General features: G+C 71.4%; 13 protein-coding genes. 6 read left to right on the top strand and 7 right to left on the bottom strand.

The window, feature by feature from the left end; translation table 11 throughout:
- Positions 1-19: 19 nt before the first annotated feature.
- The 3 genes from HHX37_RS17880 to HHX37_RS17870 all read right to left on the bottom strand — a co-directional run bounded on the left by HHX37_RS17880 (position 20) and on the right by HHX37_RS17870 (position 3929).
- Positions 20-499 carry a hypothetical protein gene (locus tag HHX37_RS17880; RefSeq protein WP_182886139.1) on the bottom strand — a complete coding sequence of 160 codons (480 nt, stop codon included), beginning with the start codon at positions 497-499 and terminating at the stop codon, positions 20-22.
- 86 nt (positions 500-585) lie between these two features.
- Positions 586-2013, bottom strand: coding sequence for an RNB domain-containing ribonuclease (locus HHX37_RS17875; protein ID WP_310740424.1), 1428 nt, complete (start codon positions 2011-2013; stop codon positions 586-588).
- Positions 2014-2969: 956 nt separating this feature from the next.
- Complete coding sequence (locus tag HHX37_RS17870; RefSeq protein ID WP_182886138.1) at positions 2970-3929, bottom strand: quinone oxidoreductase family protein; 960 nt, start codon at positions 3927-3929, stop codon at positions 2970-2972.
- A 329-nt stretch (positions 3930-4258) separates the two neighbouring features.
- On the opposite strand from HHX37_RS17870, the gene HHX37_RS17865 reads away from it, so the two are divergent.
- Positions 4259-4900, top strand: a complete 642-nt coding sequence (locus HHX37_RS17865) for a TetR/AcrR family transcriptional regulator C-terminal domain-containing protein (RefSeq protein WP_220502944.1) — start codon at positions 4259-4261, stop codon at positions 4898-4900.
- Positions 4901-4966: 66 nt separating this feature from the next.
- Here HHX37_RS17865 and HHX37_RS17860 read toward each other — a convergent pair whose 3' ends face one another.
- Complete coding sequence (locus HHX37_RS17860; RefSeq protein ID WP_182886137.1) at positions 4967-5575, bottom strand: TetR/AcrR family transcriptional regulator; 609 nt, start codon at positions 5573-5575, stop codon at positions 4967-4969.
- A 113-nt stretch (positions 5576-5688) separates the two neighbouring features.
- On the opposite strand from HHX37_RS17860, the gene HHX37_RS17855 reads away from it, so the two are divergent.
- The 3 genes from HHX37_RS17855 to HHX37_RS17845 all read left to right on the top strand — a co-directional run bounded on the left by HHX37_RS17855 (position 5689) and on the right by HHX37_RS17845 (position 8580).
- Positions 5689-6498: a nuclear transport factor 2 family protein gene (locus tag HHX37_RS17855; protein WP_182886136.1), complete on the top strand. Its 810-nt coding sequence runs from the start codon at positions 5689-5691 to the stop codon at positions 6496-6498.
- 144 nt (positions 6499-6642) lie between these two features.
- A complete protein-coding gene (locus tag HHX37_RS17850) occupies positions 6643-7092 on the top strand; it encodes a hypothetical protein (protein WP_182886135.1) in 450 nt (149 codons plus the stop codon).
- A gap of 132 nt (positions 7093-7224) precedes the next feature.
- On the top strand, positions 7225-8580 hold the full coding sequence (locus HHX37_RS17845) for an FAD-binding oxidoreductase (protein WP_182886134.1): 1356 nt from the start codon (positions 7225-7227) through the stop codon (positions 8578-8580).
- A 20-nt stretch (positions 8581-8600) separates the two neighbouring features.
- On the opposite strand, the gene HHX37_RS17840 is transcribed toward HHX37_RS17845, so the two are convergent.
- From HHX37_RS17840 to HHX37_RS17830, 3 genes are all read right to left on the bottom strand, one after another.
- Positions 8601-10055, bottom strand: a complete 1455-nt coding sequence (locus HHX37_RS17840) for a PLP-dependent aminotransferase family protein (protein WP_310740423.1) — start codon at positions 10053-10055, stop codon at positions 8601-8603.
- A 72-nt stretch (positions 10056-10127) separates the two neighbouring features.
- Positions 10128-11018 carry a 5'-3' exonuclease gene (locus HHX37_RS17835; RefSeq protein ID WP_182874674.1) on the bottom strand — a complete coding sequence of 297 codons (891 nt, stop codon included), beginning with the start codon at positions 11016-11018 and terminating at the stop codon, positions 10128-10130.
- Positions 11019-11043: 25 nt separating this feature from the next.
- Positions 11044-12066, bottom strand: a complete 1023-nt coding sequence (locus HHX37_RS17830) for a PP2C family protein-serine/threonine phosphatase (protein WP_117408306.1) — start codon at positions 12064-12066, stop codon at positions 11044-11046.
- Between the two features lie 209 nt (positions 12067-12275).
- Between HHX37_RS17830 and HHX37_RS17825 the strand changes: the two genes are divergently transcribed.
- Together HHX37_RS17825 and HHX37_RS17820 are read left to right on the top strand one after the other, a co-directional pair.
- Positions 12276-13400: a M24 family metallopeptidase gene (locus HHX37_RS17825; RefSeq protein WP_310741320.1), complete on the top strand. Its 1125-nt coding sequence runs from the start codon at positions 12276-12278 to the stop codon at positions 13398-13400.
- Positions 13401-13564: 164 nt separating this feature from the next.
- Positions 13565-14038, top strand: coding sequence for an Lrp/AsnC family transcriptional regulator (locus tag HHX37_RS17820; RefSeq protein WP_117408305.1), 474 nt, complete (start codon positions 13565-13567; stop codon positions 14036-14038).
- Positions 14039-14097 lie beyond the last annotated feature (59 nt).

Genomic DNA, 14097 nt, shown 5'->3' with positions numbered 1-14097 from the left:
CGCTGAGGGAAGGGGACCCTCAGCGGCCCGCCTTCCGGTCCGCGTACCACGCGAACCCCACGTGGACGAGCCCCGCGGCGCCGGTCAGGCCGGTGCCGAGCAACAGGCCCGTGAACAGGTAGGAGAAGGTGGAGGCCGGCTGGATCAGCACGCCGCACACCGCGGTGAGCAGCGCCAGGCCGAGCAGCGTCAGGGACAGCGCGAGGTACTGCCGCAGCGGCCGGCTGGCCCGCAGGTCCTGGCAGAGGTACAGCAGGGCCGGCGCGGCGGTCATCCGGAGGCCCTCGGCCGCGTACCCGAGAGCCCGCAGGGGATCGGCGGCGAAGAACCGCGCGGTGGCGACGATCCCGGAGGCCCACACGGTGTCCGGCGGCTCGCAGTTCTCCTTCAGCCACTGGGTGACGCCCCACAGGACCGCGAGACCGGCGACCATGAGCGCGTATTCGCCCCAGGGGCGGGGGCCGCGGCCCGCTTCGGGCGCGGAGCCGTCCGTCGTCATGTGCCCTCCGCCGGTGGCCTGCGTCGGCAGGATAACGACGGCCGCCCCTCGCAGGCGGCGAATCGCCGGATTACGCCCGCCTCCGGTCAGGCAACGGTGAAACGGACCTCTCGGGTGGCGGGGTCGGCGCGGGTGAGCCGTACGGGGATGCGCTCGCCGAGCGGAAGCCGGTCGCCGTCACAGCGCGCGATGACGGCCGGGTCGGCCACCTGCACCTGCCCGCCCGGTTTGCCGTCGGCGACGTCGATGACGACCGCCTCGAAGACCTGGCCGATCCGGGGTCGCAGCACGGCCGCCTCGACGAGGTCGACGCAGGCCCGCTCGACCGCCGCGGCCCGTCTGCCGCCCTCGGCCATCCGCCCGGGCAGGTCGGGCAGCGCCCGCGCGACATCCTCGGGGACCGGCCGGCCCGCCGTCGCCGCCAGGCAGACCTCCGTGCCGTACCGGTCGACCAGCCGCCGCAGCGGCGCGGTCACGTGCGCGTACGGCGCGCCGACGGCGGCGTGCAGCGACTGCTCGGGCGGGCTGCCGTCGAAGGCGGTATAGGCCGCGCCACGCAGCAGCACGGTCGACTCGTGCAGGAACGCGGCGTGGCCGGGGAGGGCAGGATCGAGGCCGTGCACGACGTCGGCGTACGTCGCGCCGTCCGGCCAGGGCACCCCGAGCGCGGCGGCCACCCGGCGGACCTTGGCGACGTCCTCGGGGCCGGCCTGGGGGAGCACCCGCAGCACGCCGACGCCCGCCTCCAGCATGATCCGGGCGGCGGCGATCCCGGTGAGCAGGGAGATCTGCGCGTTCCACGCCTCGCAGGGCTGGTTGCCGCGGAACTCCAGCCGGTAGCCGCCGGCGCCGTCGGCCACCACCTCCTGGTCGGGCGTCGGCAGCGACAGCCCGCTCCTGACCCACTCCCGTTCCAGCCGCAGCGGCCCCACCTCGGCGAGCAGGGCGAGCGTGCCCTCCGCCCGCCCGGCGTCCACGGCGGCCTGGACCGTCTCGTAGTCGAGCCGATCGCGGCTGCGGACCAGCGCCCTGCGCAGGTCGACGGCCTCGATCTCGCCGGCCGCGTCGAGGTCGAGCCGCCACAGCACGGCGGGACGGGTCTGCCCGGGGAGCAGGCTGGCCGCGCCCTCCGACAGGACCGGGGGATGCAGCGGCACCCGGCCGTCGGCCATGTAGACGGTCTCGCCGCGGCTCCGCGCCTCGCCGTCGATCGCCCCCTTCGGCCGGACGAACGCCCCGACGTCGGCGATCGCGTACCAGACGCGGTAGCCCGGCCCGCGCCGCTCGATGCACAGCGCCTGGTCGAGGTCCATCGAGCCGGGCGGGTCGATCGTGACCAGCGGCAGGCCGGTGTGGTCCTCGGCGGGTACGGCCGGAGCCTTCGCGACCTGTTCGGCCTCCTCCTGCACGGGCTCGGGAAAGCCGTCCGGGAGGTGGAAGTCACCGCGGATGCGGGCGAACCCGTCCCGGAGGCCGTTCGCGGTGTCCCGGAGGCGGATCGTCGTGTACGGCACGCGATCAACCTACCCGAGCCCGGACATATCAGGCCGTAAACGACCTGCGAAGATCACCCCACGGATGCCGGCGGACCTGGGTGCTGCGGGAGCCGGTCCTGTCCCCCACGACGGTCACCGATACCCGGTAGGCCTCGCGCGGCTGGCCCGCCGACGACCGCTCATACAGGTAGGTGTAGCAGGGTGCGACCTGGCAGGGGTCCGGGGGAGCGGGCGGGACGCTGAATCCCACAACGGTTATCGAGAGAATTTCGGATAGTGCGATTGGAAGTAGACTTGAGGATAGTCGTCGGCAATAGGGAAGGGGTCATGACAAAAGAGTCTGACGAGGCAACGCCAAGTCCCAGCCGCAGAGATGTTGAGGACCGTTGGCTGGCCTTGATCGCAGGTGCAATATCCAGGAGTCAGGCGCATGATTGGGCAGACCTCTGGGTCACGGACCAGGATCATAGGATTCGGGATCTCATGATCCGCAATGCGATTCAGCGGCTGCACGGATTCGATCTGGTAAGGAATTCCGCGAATCCCGCTTTGGTGCGCCATGGAGGAGAGGGGGATTACATTCGGTCTCTCCGTGAGATTGAGAATGAACTCCATTCCTGGCGTGCCAATTGCATCCTCTATGATTCGGATCCCACGGAGTGTCTGAGAGTGATGCGGGAAAGAATTCGTTGCGCTATGCCGGAAATCGCTGAGTAATTTCTACAAGTTTGCGCAGGTGTCGGAGGTTGTCCGGCTCGGCAGATGCCGGACATGGTCGCGTCGGCGGCGTCTGTGGCTCCGCCGGCACACAGGTCGTGGACGGAGTAGCGGTTTGAGTGTGGGTGGTCGGCGACTCAGGCGGCATTTTTGACGACCAGGTCGATCGCCTCGGGGGTCATGCGGATGCCGTCGCCGCGGCCGGCCCGCCGCACGGGCGCGCTGTCGTCACCGATCGCGCCCCGCGATACGGCCGGTCATGGGATCACGACGAGGCGCCTGCCTTTGAGGTCGGTTCGCTGCCAGGCGGTCTCGATGTCGCTCAGCGGGACCTTCTCCACGTCGAAGGTGAGCTCGCCGGCCCGCGTCCACGTCACGATCTGCTGGTACGCCTCGTCCATGGTCTGCGGGTCGAGCCCCTTGGCCGCGCCGTAGATCTCCACGCCGGAGGTGCGCAGGCTCGACCCGGCGAGGGCGAGCTCGGCTCCGGCCGACTCCCCGATCTGGACCACCCGGGTCGGCTTGGCGAAGGCGAACGACCGCGGCACCAGTGCGCGCAACAGGATCTCGCTGGGCCTGCCCCACAGGTAGTCGATGACGACGTCGTAGCCGTCCCCCCTGGCGTCGAGGTACGCCTGCGCCAGAGCCTCGTCGGAGACCGCGGTATTGATCACCGTGTCGGCTCCGATGGCCTGCACCTCCCGCAACTGGTCGTCGTCCCGGCCGGTGGCGACGATCCGGCCGGCGCCCAGCAGCCGGGCCACCTTGACCGCGAGCCGCCCGGCCACCCCGGTGGCGCCCTGCACCAGCACCGTCTCCCCGGGAACGAACCCGGCGGCCGTTCTCATCGACATCGCCGTGACGGCCGAGGCCATCACGGCCACCACCGCCGGGTCGATGCCGTCGGGGATCCGCACGTAGGAGCCCTGGGACACCACGGCCTTCTGGGCGAGCGCGCCGTAGGGCGGGCGGATGCCGCCGAACCCGACGAGCGTGCCGTCCGGGAGGGCGCCGATGCCGTCGAAGCCGGGGATCGCCGGAAACCGGCCGATGTACTTCTCGCTGGCGTAGTGCGTCCCGGCCGCGATCGCCTTGTCGACGTTCTCCACGGCGACCGCCTTGACGTCGATGATCACTTCGCCGTCGCCGGCCACCGGATCGGGGAAGTCCTCGTGGCGCGGGATGCCGCCGGCCTCGTGGAGCACCGCTGCCTTCATGCCGGCTCCTGGCCTAACAAGCGGGCGATCCGCGTCTGCCACGCCGCCAGGACGCGAGGCGGACGGGCCGGAGAGTGGTTGAACCCTTGGCGGTGCGAACGGTGGTGCGAACGGTGGTGCGTGGGCGAGTGCCGCCACCCATGGCCGTGGCGGGCCTGGCCCTGGTGCCCGGTGGGCTGCTCGGTGTGCGCGGGGATCCCCGGAATGCGATGGGTCGCCCAGTGCAGCAGGTCGCGGAGCGAGTGCCGGTGTCTCATCGTCGCCTCCTCTGGCGCCGCAATCTCTATCACTGATAGGGAACTCTACCACTGATAGGGTGCGGAGGGGAGGTGCCGGGATTGGCTCTGGACAAGCAGCGGATCGTCACCGAGGCCGTCGCGCTACTGGATGCCGAGGGTCTCGACGGCGTGACCACGCGCAAACTGGCCGCCCGGCTCGGCGTACAGTCGCCGACCCTTTACTGGCACTTCTCGAACAAGGCGGCGCTGGTCACCGCGATCGCCGAGGCGATTCTCGAGCAGCAGTTCCCCGAGCCGGCGCCGCCCGCGCCGGACGAGTGCTGGCAGGACTGGCTGATCGGCCTGGCCGGGCGGCTGCGGCGCGCGTTGCTGGCCCACCCGGACGGAGCCCGGATCATCGCGGCCTCCCAACTGTCCCTCAAGATGGCCGACATCTCCGAGCTGGCGATGAGCACGCTGGTCGGGCGGGGCATTCCCCTGCCGCAGGCGCGCCTGATCGTGTTGACGGTGTTGCGCTTCACCGTCGGCTACGTCCTGGAGGAACAGGCCGGGCGCCCCGACGCGGACGCCCTGGACGGCTTCGACATGGCCGCGTACGCCGCGGCGTACCCCACCGTGATGGCCGGTGTGGCCGAGTACTTCCAACCCGGCCGCACCGTCGACGATCTGTTCCGCGACTGCCTGGAACAGATCATCCATGGTCCTGCCGCGCGGTCCGGTCCCACATCCTGACCGGTCGGCCGCTCCGCAGGCGGGTGAGCTTCTCCGGCGTCTGCTGCCACGGCTCGCACGGCCTGGTCATCGGTGGACGCCGCCCTGGCGGAGTCCGTTCATGAGGAGGGCGAACAGACGGTCGGCCTGAGCTGAGCTGTCGGGGGCGTCCTGGGCGGCCCAGGCGATAGCGCCGATCATCCTCATCACGTCCGCGTCGTTCGCGTCGGAGACGATCACGCCTGTCTGCCGCGCCCTCGCCAGCAACGCCGCTCCCGCCTCGAACAGCTGCGCGTGCCAGGTCGATACCGGGCCATCCTCGTGATTGAGGGCCGAGTCCATCACGGCGGCCGACAGGCCCCGATAGGTCAGGCCATGCCTGAGCACGGCACGCATCCAGGTGGACAGCGCGTCGAATGCGTCCTCGGCCGTCAGCAGCCGGTGGCCAAGGTCGACCAACTGGGCTATCTGCTCGGAGAGCACCGCCTCGATGAGATCCAGCCGCTTGGGGAAATGCCGGTACAGCGTCCCGCTGGCCACCCCTGCCCGCCGAGCGATCTCGTCGAGTGAGGCGTCCACGCCGAACTCGGCGAACGCGATTTTCGCCTGCTCGATCAGCTGCTCGTAGTTCCGCCGGGCGTCCGCACGTCTCGGACGCCCGGCGGCCGGCCGTGGATCGTGGCCTGCCGACACCATGCGCGCACCTCTCCTTGCTAACCGGGGACATGGTCCGTTACCGTGATCACATCGAACCGGACCATGCCTCACTTTACTGGTACGGATCAGCCAGAGCATGGAGGGCCACCCCAATGACGCTGACGGAGCAGGACCGCATCGACATCACCGACCTGATCAATCTCCATGGCCACCTCACGGACGCCGGCAGGCTGGACCAGGCGAGCGAGCTGTTGACCCCGGATGTCACCTATGACCTGGACGACTTCGGCCTCGGCTCGTTGCACGGGACCGCGGCCATCCGTGAGGCCGCGCTCACGCTGGGCAACGCCAACCCGGTCGGCCATCACGTCACCAACATCGTGATCACTCAGATCGACGACCGCTCGGCGCGGGTCCAGTCCAAAGGAATCGGCATCAAGGCCGACGGAACGGCCGGCAGCGTCGTCTACGACGACATCGTCGAGCGCCGGCCCGACGGCTGGAAGATCGGCTACCGCAGGGTGACCGCCAGGCGAGCGGCACTCGGTGGGCGACAGGCCGGTCCGCGTGAGGTTCTGGAGCGTTACCGCCAGGCCGCCATCAGCCAGTCCGCCGATGAACTGAGGCGCGTCTACGCCCTCGACGCGTCCCACGAGTTCCCGTTCACACTCCCCGGCCTGCCGTCCCGGCTCGCGGGCAGGGACGAGATCGTGAACTGGATAACCGCCGGGTGGAAGGATCACCGGCTGAAGTACGAGGGTTACCGCACCCTTGCCATCCACGACACCGGCGACCCAGAGACGATCATCGTTGAGCAGGAGGCCCTCGGGACCAGCGTGACCACCGGCGACTTCGCGCTTCCCAACCTCGTTGTGCTCACCGTGCGCGACGGGCAGATCACCCGCCTGCGCGACTACGTCAACATCCCCGCAGCCACGGCCGCCATGGGACGGGATGTGTGAACGCGCCATCGATGACGCCTCCGCGGCCCTGCGAGCACCGTGCGCGCTTACGCCGCTGCCGCGAACCGGCGAGGCCGCGTCGCTGTAAGCCGCGTGCAAGGATCACGCAAGAAAGTCGCATCCCCATCGCCTTACGTTCTGCTCATGAGAAAGACGACCCGCGCCTCCGCCCTGGTTTTCGTCGCGGCGGTTGCGGCACTCCTGACGTCGGCCGCTCCGGCCAACGCCCTCGTCGACGGGTACACGAACAACACGTCGCCGGATGCACCCGTATGCACTAGCGGCAAAATCGGGAGCGACAGATACTACGCGCATTGCAGTTATACGCACTACATCTCCGTGTTCCGGTCGGGAACGAGTTACTACGAGGCCGTACAGAAAATCAATCCGGAGATGTCCAGCGCCATTACAGCCCTGGACGACGCGGACGGCTGCGGCGCGGTACTGCTGACCAGCAGCAACAAATATCTGCATTTCCCGACGAACGCTGCGGCATCTGACCAGTACCAGTGGTTCCAGGGCGATCCAGAATATGGAGTTGAGACGACGGCCAAAGTGTCGCAGACCTGCACGTGGATCTTCGGGGGTGGCTGACCGGACTCCGACCGCGCTCGCCCGGTGACCGGCGCCGGCGATCGACCTGCCGGGCGTCGTCGGAATTGGTCCTCCGTACGCCTGCGGAATCGGACCTTATCGAGGGTACCGATTCCTGTCAGCCTGAGTGGCATGAGAACGACAGCGACCCGCTTCGACGGCCGGCTCCTCACGCCTGGCGACGCCGGCTACGACACCGCCCGCACCGTGTGGAACGCCATGGTCGACCGGCGTCCACGCATGATCGTCCGCGCGGCGGGCGTCTCCGACGTGGTCGCCGCCGTGCGCCTGGCCCGGGAACTGGACCTGGAGATCGGCGTGCGCTGCGGCGGCCACAACGTCGCCGGTTTCGCCGTGCCCGACGGTGGTCTCATGATCGACCTGACGCTCATGGGGGGCGTGCGGATCGACCCGGTCCGTCGCCGGGCCCGGGTGCAGGGCGGCGCGTTGCTCGGCGCGCTCGACCGGGCGTCCCAGGCGTACGGCCTGGCGACCACCGCGGGCAACGTCTCGCACACCGGCGTCGGCGGGCTCACGCTCGGCGGCGGCATGGGCTGGCTGGCCCGCCAGTACGGCCTGGCCTGCGACAACGTCGTCTCCTACACGATGGTCACCGCCGAGGGGGACGTGGTGACGGCGAGCCGCAGCGAGAACCCCGACCTGTTCTGGGGCCTGCGCGGCGGTGGCGGCAACTTCGGCGTCGTCACCGAGTTCGAGTTCCAGTTGCATCGCGTCGGCACGCGGACGCTGGTCGCCGAGTTCGACTTCCGCGCCGAGGACGCCGTCCCGGTCATCGAGGGCTGGCGCGACCTGAACGCCGTCGCGCCCCGGCAGGCGACGTTCACCGCCGATGTCGGCAGCGGTCCCGCCGGCCCGATCGCCACGCTGGGGTTCGTGTGGGTCGGCGACCCGGCCGAGGGCCGCCGGCTGCTCCCCGCGATGCGGGCGCTCGGACGTCCCGTCGCCACTCGGGTCACCACACCGTCGTACCTCGAACTCCAGCGGCGTGACGACTCCACCGGCGGTCACGCCTACCGCCGCTATTCCAAGGCGCACTACCTGCGGAGCTTTCCCACCGCGGCGATCGAGGCGTTCCTGCTGCGCGGCGCCGCCGACCTGAGCGCGAGCCCGGACCTGCCGGGCGTCGGCCTGCAGGCGCACGGCGGCGCGATCGCCGACGTTCCGGAATCGGACACGGCGTTCGGTCACCGTGGCACGATGTTCGAGTTCGGGGCCGGCTGCCGCTGGAGCGACCCGGCCGAGGACGACGCCAGGATGGGTGCCGCCCGCGCCGCCGGCGCGTCGCTCGAGCCGTACGCGAGCGGGGTGTACGTCAACTCGTTGACGGCCGACGAGCTGGCCGATGGGCAGCACGGCGTGCGGCGGGCGTATCCGGCCGCGAAGCTGGCCCGGCTGACCGCGGTGAAGACCGCGTACGACCCGGCCAACGTGTTCCATCTGAACCAGAACATCCGCCCGGCATCCTGACGCGCAGCGCTTACGCGGGATCAGGGTTCCCGTACGTCCCGGATGGCCGTCGCCAGCAGCGCGACCCCCTCGGCGATGGCGGCCTCTCCGAGGGTGGCGTAGCCGAAGATGAGGCCACCCGGTCCGGTGCCGGCGATCCGGTAGGGGCCGACGCCGTGGATGGCGAGCCCGTGCCGGGCGGCGGCCGTCACCACCGCCGCCTCGTCGAGGCCGGGCGGGAGCCAGGCGACCACGTGCTGCCCGGCGGCGATTCCGGCCGGTTCCAGATCGGGCAGGTGGGTGCGCAGGGCGCCCAGCAGCGCGTCGCGGCGGCGGCGGTACACCGGACGCATCCGGCGCAGGTGGCGGTCGAACTCGCCGCGGGCGAGGAAGTCGGCGAACGTCAACTGGTCGATGACCGGCGATCCGCGGTCGGCGAGCACCTTCGCCGCGGCGACGTCGGCGACCAGATGGGGAGGCACCACCAGCCAGCCGAGCCGCAACCCCGGCGCGAGCGTCTTGCTGGCCGTACCGCAGTAGACGACGTGATCGGGCGCCAGGCCCTGCATGGCGCCCACCGGCGACCGGTCGTAGCGGTACTCCGCGTCGTAGTCGTCCTCGACCACGATCGCGCCGCGGCGTTCCGCCCAGCGGATCACCTCGGCCCGCGCCGCGGCCGACAGCACTCCTCCGGTGGGCCACTGGTGCGACGGCGTGAGCACGACCGCATCGGCGTCGGCTCGGTGGAGCGCGTCGACCTGAACGCCGTCCGGCCCCACCGGGATGCCGACCACGTCCAGACCGGCGGCGCCGGCCAGCACCCGGGCGTCGTCGTTGGACGACGGGTCTTCCAGGGCGATCCGCCTGGCGCCGTGCTGGACGAGCACCTGGATCAGCAGCGAGATGCCCTGCCCGTAGCCGCTGCAGATGACCATGTTGCCGGGGACGGCCGCTGTGCCGCGCACCCGGTTGAGGTAGTCGCACAGGGTCTCGTGCAGTTCCGGCACGCCACGCCCGTCGAGGTAGGCGAACCGGTCGTTGGGCGTGGTGGTGAGCACGGTCCGGACCGAGCGCAGCCATGCGGCCCGCGGGAACTGTGAGACGTCGGTGCGCCCGTACCCGAAGTCGACCCTGCAGCCGGCACCGAGGCCGGCACTACGCGCGGCCGGCCGCGCCGTCGAAGCCGCAGAAGTCGCGGGGGCCGCGGAGGCCGCGCCGGTCGGCGGCATCGACGCGGCGACCTGGGTGTAACCGCCCGACCGGCTGACGAGGTAACCCTCGGCGACGAGCTGCTGATAGGCCTCCACCACGACCCCGCGGGACACTCCGAGACCTGTCGCGAGGGTGCGGGTGGGCGGCAGCGACGCGCCCGCTCGCATCAGGCCGGCCCGGATGCGGGCGCGGATGGACGTCTCGATCTGCCGGTGCAGGGGCACCCCGGCGTCGCGGTCCAGCTTGATGAGCAGCTCGTCGGCCGGCCCGGAATTGGTCCTCACGCGCCCCACGGGATCGGACCCTACCGGCGTGTACCGATTCCTGCCAGGCCGAGTGACCTGCCGGCGCCGCGCCTACCCCAGGGTGGCGAGCAGGCGGTTGAGCGGGCTGTCCAGGCCGTACTTCTGCGCCAGCGCGACCAGCCTCTCGGGGTCGCGGGGCGCGGCGGGGAGGCTGACGTCGACGTCCGGCAGCGGCACGTCGTGGGCCACCCTGACCACGGCGGGGGCGACCTCCAGGTAGTCACGGGCGGCGGCGAGCCTGGCCCGCGCGCCCGCCGGGAAGCCGTCGGCGCCGCCCTCGTCCAGCGCGGCGAGCAGGGCGGGGAGGGAGCCGAAGCGGGTGATGAGCGCGGCGGCCGTCTTCTCGCCGACGCCGGGGACGCCGGGCAGGCCGTCGCTCGGGTCGCCGCGCAGCGTCGCGAAGTCGGCGTACGCCCGGCCGGGGATGCCGTACTTCTCCCGGACGAAGGCCTCGTCGACGACCTGCAGGTTCCGAATTCCCCTTACTGTGTAAAGGGCCCGGCACGGCTTGTCGTCGTCCACGAGCTGGAACAGGTCCCGGTCGCCGGTGACGATGTCCACGGCCGTGCCGGCGGCGGTCGCGTACGTGCCGATGACGTCGTCGGCCTCGTAGCCGTCGACCCCGACGCGGGCGATCCCGAGCGCGTCCAGGACCTCCTCGATGACCGGCACCTGCGGGGCCAGCGTGTCCGGCACCTCCTCCTGGTCGCCGCTCGCCACCCGGTGGGCCTTGTACGACGGGATCGCCGCCACCCGGAACGCGGGACGCCAGTCGGCGTCCATGCACGCGACGATCTCCCGGGGCGAGTGCTGCCGGACCAGGGTGGCGATCATGTCGAGGAGCCCGCGCACCGCGTTCACCGGCATGCCGTCCGGCGAGGTCACCGAGTCCGGAACCCCGTAGAAGGCACGGAAGTACAGCGACGGGGTGTCGAGAAGCATCAGCACCCGACCATTGTCACGCCTGTCAGGCCGTGCGCGGGCCGTCTCCGGTCACCGCCACCGCCAGCAGGCAGGTGTCGTCCTCGGGGTTGGGGCCGCCGATCGCCTCCAGCAGGCGGTCGAGGCTCGCGTCCAGGTCGGCCCCGGTCGCGCCGGTCGAGGCGGCCGCCCGCATGACGAGCGACACCCCGGCCCCGATGTCACGCGAGCGTCGCTCCACGAGGCCGTCGGTGAACATCAGCAGCAGGTCGCCGGGCTCGAGGCGGACGTCGGCCACCCCGTACGGCAGGCTCGACGTCGCCCCGAGCACGACTCCCCTGGGCGCCCCGAGCTGGCGCACGCCCCCGCGGCGCACCAGGATCGGGGCGGGATGCCCCGCCTGTGCCCACGTGAAAAGGCGGGACGCCGGGTCGAAGTGGCCGCACACCGCGGTCGCGGTCGTGTCGTCCAGGCGCGTGAGCACCAGGGCGTTCAGCCACGACAGCAGCATGCCGGGGGAGGCCCCGGTCATGCTCAGGCCGAGCAGGGCGTGCCGCAGCTGCGCCATCTCCGCGATCGCGGGCAGGCCGTGCCCCGACACGTCGCCGACGGCGAGGAACATGCGGCCGTCCGGGAGCGGGGCCGCGTCGTACCAGTCGCCCCCGAGGCTCGACTCCCGGCCGGCCGGGACGTACCGGACCGCGATCCGGGCGTACGGCAGCTCGATCGAGGCGCCGGGCTCGGGCAGGATCGCCTCCCGCAGCGCCAGCGTGACGCGCCGTTCCTCGGCGGCGCGCTCCCGCGCCTCCTGTGTCTGCCGCCAGGACTCGGTCACCACCAGCTCCGCCCACCGCCGTCCGCCGGCGTCCGCGACCGTCTCCGGCACCCGCTCGGGGACGGGCTCCAGCAGCGCCGGAGGCGGCCCGTACTCGGCGGGTCCCGGCTCGGGCACGGCGACGCCCGAGGGCGCTCCGGCGGGAAGGGTGCCGACGGGGGCGGCGACGGGAGTCACGTCCGGGCTGTCCGCGGGGGGAAGGGCGGGCTTCGCGCCGCCCACTACGCCGACCATCTGTCTCGCTCTCGATGCCGCTCTTGCACTGTCGTGCGGACGATTCGTGATCGTCCTGACGCGGAGCGTAGCAGTAGTGCTTACCCCGAGGATTGGAATTCTTCTACGGCGTGGAATAAGCCGCTGCCTCTCGCGGCCCGCCCGCGTGCGTCTGTGCTAAGGGTCCCCGTGTACGCCATCGGGGTCCGGATCTCGTTAGATTGGGCATCGTGACAACGACGTCTCCGGATGCCTCCGCCCTGTATCCCACGACCCGCCCGGCCGCCGTGCGCGAGGCCGCCGGCCGCGCCGGTCTCGACGCGCTGCTGCTGACGCCCGGCCCGGACCTGCGCTACGTCACCGGGTACGACGCCATGCCGCTCGAACGCCTGACCTGTCTCGTCGTGCCGGCGTCCGGCGAGCCGTTCCTGATGGTGCCGCGCCTCGAACTGCCCGCCGCGGAGCACTCGCCCGCCTCCCGGCTCGGTGTCGAGTTCGTCGCCTGGGACGAGACCGACGACCCGTTCGCCGAGGTGGCCCGCCGCCTGGGCCCGGTCGCCCGGGTCGGGCTCGCCGACCGCATGTGGGCGCTGCAGTCGCTGCGGTTCCGCGCGGCGATGCCCGGCGCGGAGCAGACGCTGGCCGGCGACGTGCTGCGTGAGTTGCGGATGCGCAAGTCGCCCGCCGAGAAGGCGGCGCTGGCGGAGGCCGGGGCGGCCATCGACGCCGTGCACGCCCTCGTCCCCGGGCTGCTCAAGGCGGGCCGCACCGAGCGCGAGGTCGGCAGGGACATCGCCGAGGCGATCGTCGAGGCGGGGCACGCCCGGGTCGACTTCGTGATCGTGGGCTCCGGCCCGAACGGCGCGAGCCCGCACGCGGAGCTGACCGACCGGGTGATCCGGCCCGGGGAGCCTGTCGTCGTGGACATCGGCGGCACGATGCCGAGCGGCTACTGCTCCGACTCCACCCGGGTGTACTGCGTCGGTGAGCCGCCGGCCGACTTCGCGGCGTACTACGAGGTGCTCAGAGCCGCCCAGGAGGCCGCCTGCGCCCACGTGCGGCCCGGGGTGACCTGCGAGTCCGTGGACGCCGCCGCCCGCGAGGTGATCGCCGAGGCGGGGTATGGAGAGTACTTCGTCCACCGCACCGGCCACGGCATCGGCCTGGAGACCCACGAGGAGCCGTACATCGTCGCGGGCAACACCGAGGAGATGCGGCCGGGGTTCGCGTTCTCCGTCGAGCCCGGAATCTACCTGCCGGGACGTCACGGCGCCCGGATCGAGGACATCGTCGTCTGCGGCGAGACGGCGGGCGAGCGGCTGAACGGCACCACCAGGGAGCTCGTCGTCGTGTGATCGCCGAGATCGTCCCGCTGGAGCGCGTCGCCCGCGCCACCCCGACGGTCAGGACCGGCCCGGGCGGCGCGGGCGGGGCACATCCGGGAGTGAGATCGTTCCATCGCGGAAGGGGTCCGGCGGCGATTCCCCGGCCGGGTCCCGCCGCCGCTACCGTTGCTGGGGTGGAGGAGATAGATCGCCGCATCGTCACGCTGCTGGCGGCGGACGGCCGGATGAGCTTCACCGATCTGGCCAAGGAGACCGGGCTCTCGGTCTCCGCCGTGCACCAGCGCGTACGCAGGCTCGAAAAGCGCGGAGTGATCCGTGGATACGCCGCGCTCGTCGACTACGACGAGATCGGGCTTCCCCTCACGGCGTTCGTCTCGATCAAGCCGAACGACCCCTCCGCGCCGGACGACGCCCCGGTGCGGCTCAGCCATCTGACCGCGATCGAGGCCTGCCACAGCGTCGCGGGGGATGAAAGTTACATCCTCAAGGTGCGTGTCGCCTCTCCGCTCGGCCTGGAGGAACTGCTCCAGCAGATCCGCGCCTCCGCGAACGTCAGCACCCGCACGACGGTCGTCCTCAGTACGCCGTACGACTACCGCTCCCCGGTGCTCGGAAGAGAACCGGAGGCAGGAGCCGCCGAGGGGTGACCGACCAAACCGGTCAAACGGCCCGCCAGGGTGCACAGTGGGACGACGTCGCGCCCGAT

The sequence above is a fragment of the Microbispora sp. H10885 genome, from assembly GCF_014161415.1.
GTDB classification, from domain to species: domain Bacteria; phylum Actinomycetota; class Actinomycetes; order Streptosporangiales; family Streptosporangiaceae; genus Microbispora; species Microbispora triticiradicis.
The sequence above is the reverse complement of the archived record's forward strand: the minus strand, read 5'-3'. Positions and strand labels throughout refer to the sequence as shown.

Excerpts from the sequence above, each read along its gene's own strand:
- HHX37_RS17845 (WP_182886134.1), top strand. The coding sequence starts at position 7,225 with ATGAGAACGACAGCGACCCGCTTCGACGGCCGGCTCCTCACGCCTGGC.
- HHX37_RS17850 (WP_182886135.1), top strand. The coding sequence starts at position 6,643 with ATGAGAAAGACGACCCGCGCCTCCGCCCTGGTTTTCGTCGCGGCGGTT.
- HHX37_RS17830 (WP_117408306.1), bottom strand. The coding sequence starts at position 12,066 with ATGGTCGGCGTAGTGGGCGGCGCGAAGCCCGCCCTTCCCCCCGCGGAC.
- HHX37_RS17860 (WP_182886137.1), bottom strand. The coding sequence starts at position 5,575 with ATGGTGTCGGCAGGCCACGATCCACGGCCGGCCGCCGGGCGTCCGAGA.
- HHX37_RS17835 (WP_182874674.1), bottom strand. The coding sequence starts at position 11,018 with ATGCTTCTCGACACCCCGTCGCTGTACTTCCGTGCCTTCTACGGGGTT.
- HHX37_RS17880 (WP_182886139.1), bottom strand. The coding sequence starts at position 499 with ATGACGACGGACGGCTCCGCGCCCGAAGCGGGCCGCGGCCCCCGCCCC.
- HHX37_RS17870 (WP_182886138.1), bottom strand. The coding sequence starts at position 3,929 with ATGAAGGCAGCGGTGCTCCACGAGGCCGGCGGCATCCCGCGCCACGAG.
- HHX37_RS17855 (WP_182886136.1), top strand. The coding sequence starts at position 5,689 with ATGACGCTGACGGAGCAGGACCGCATCGACATCACCGACCTGATCAAT.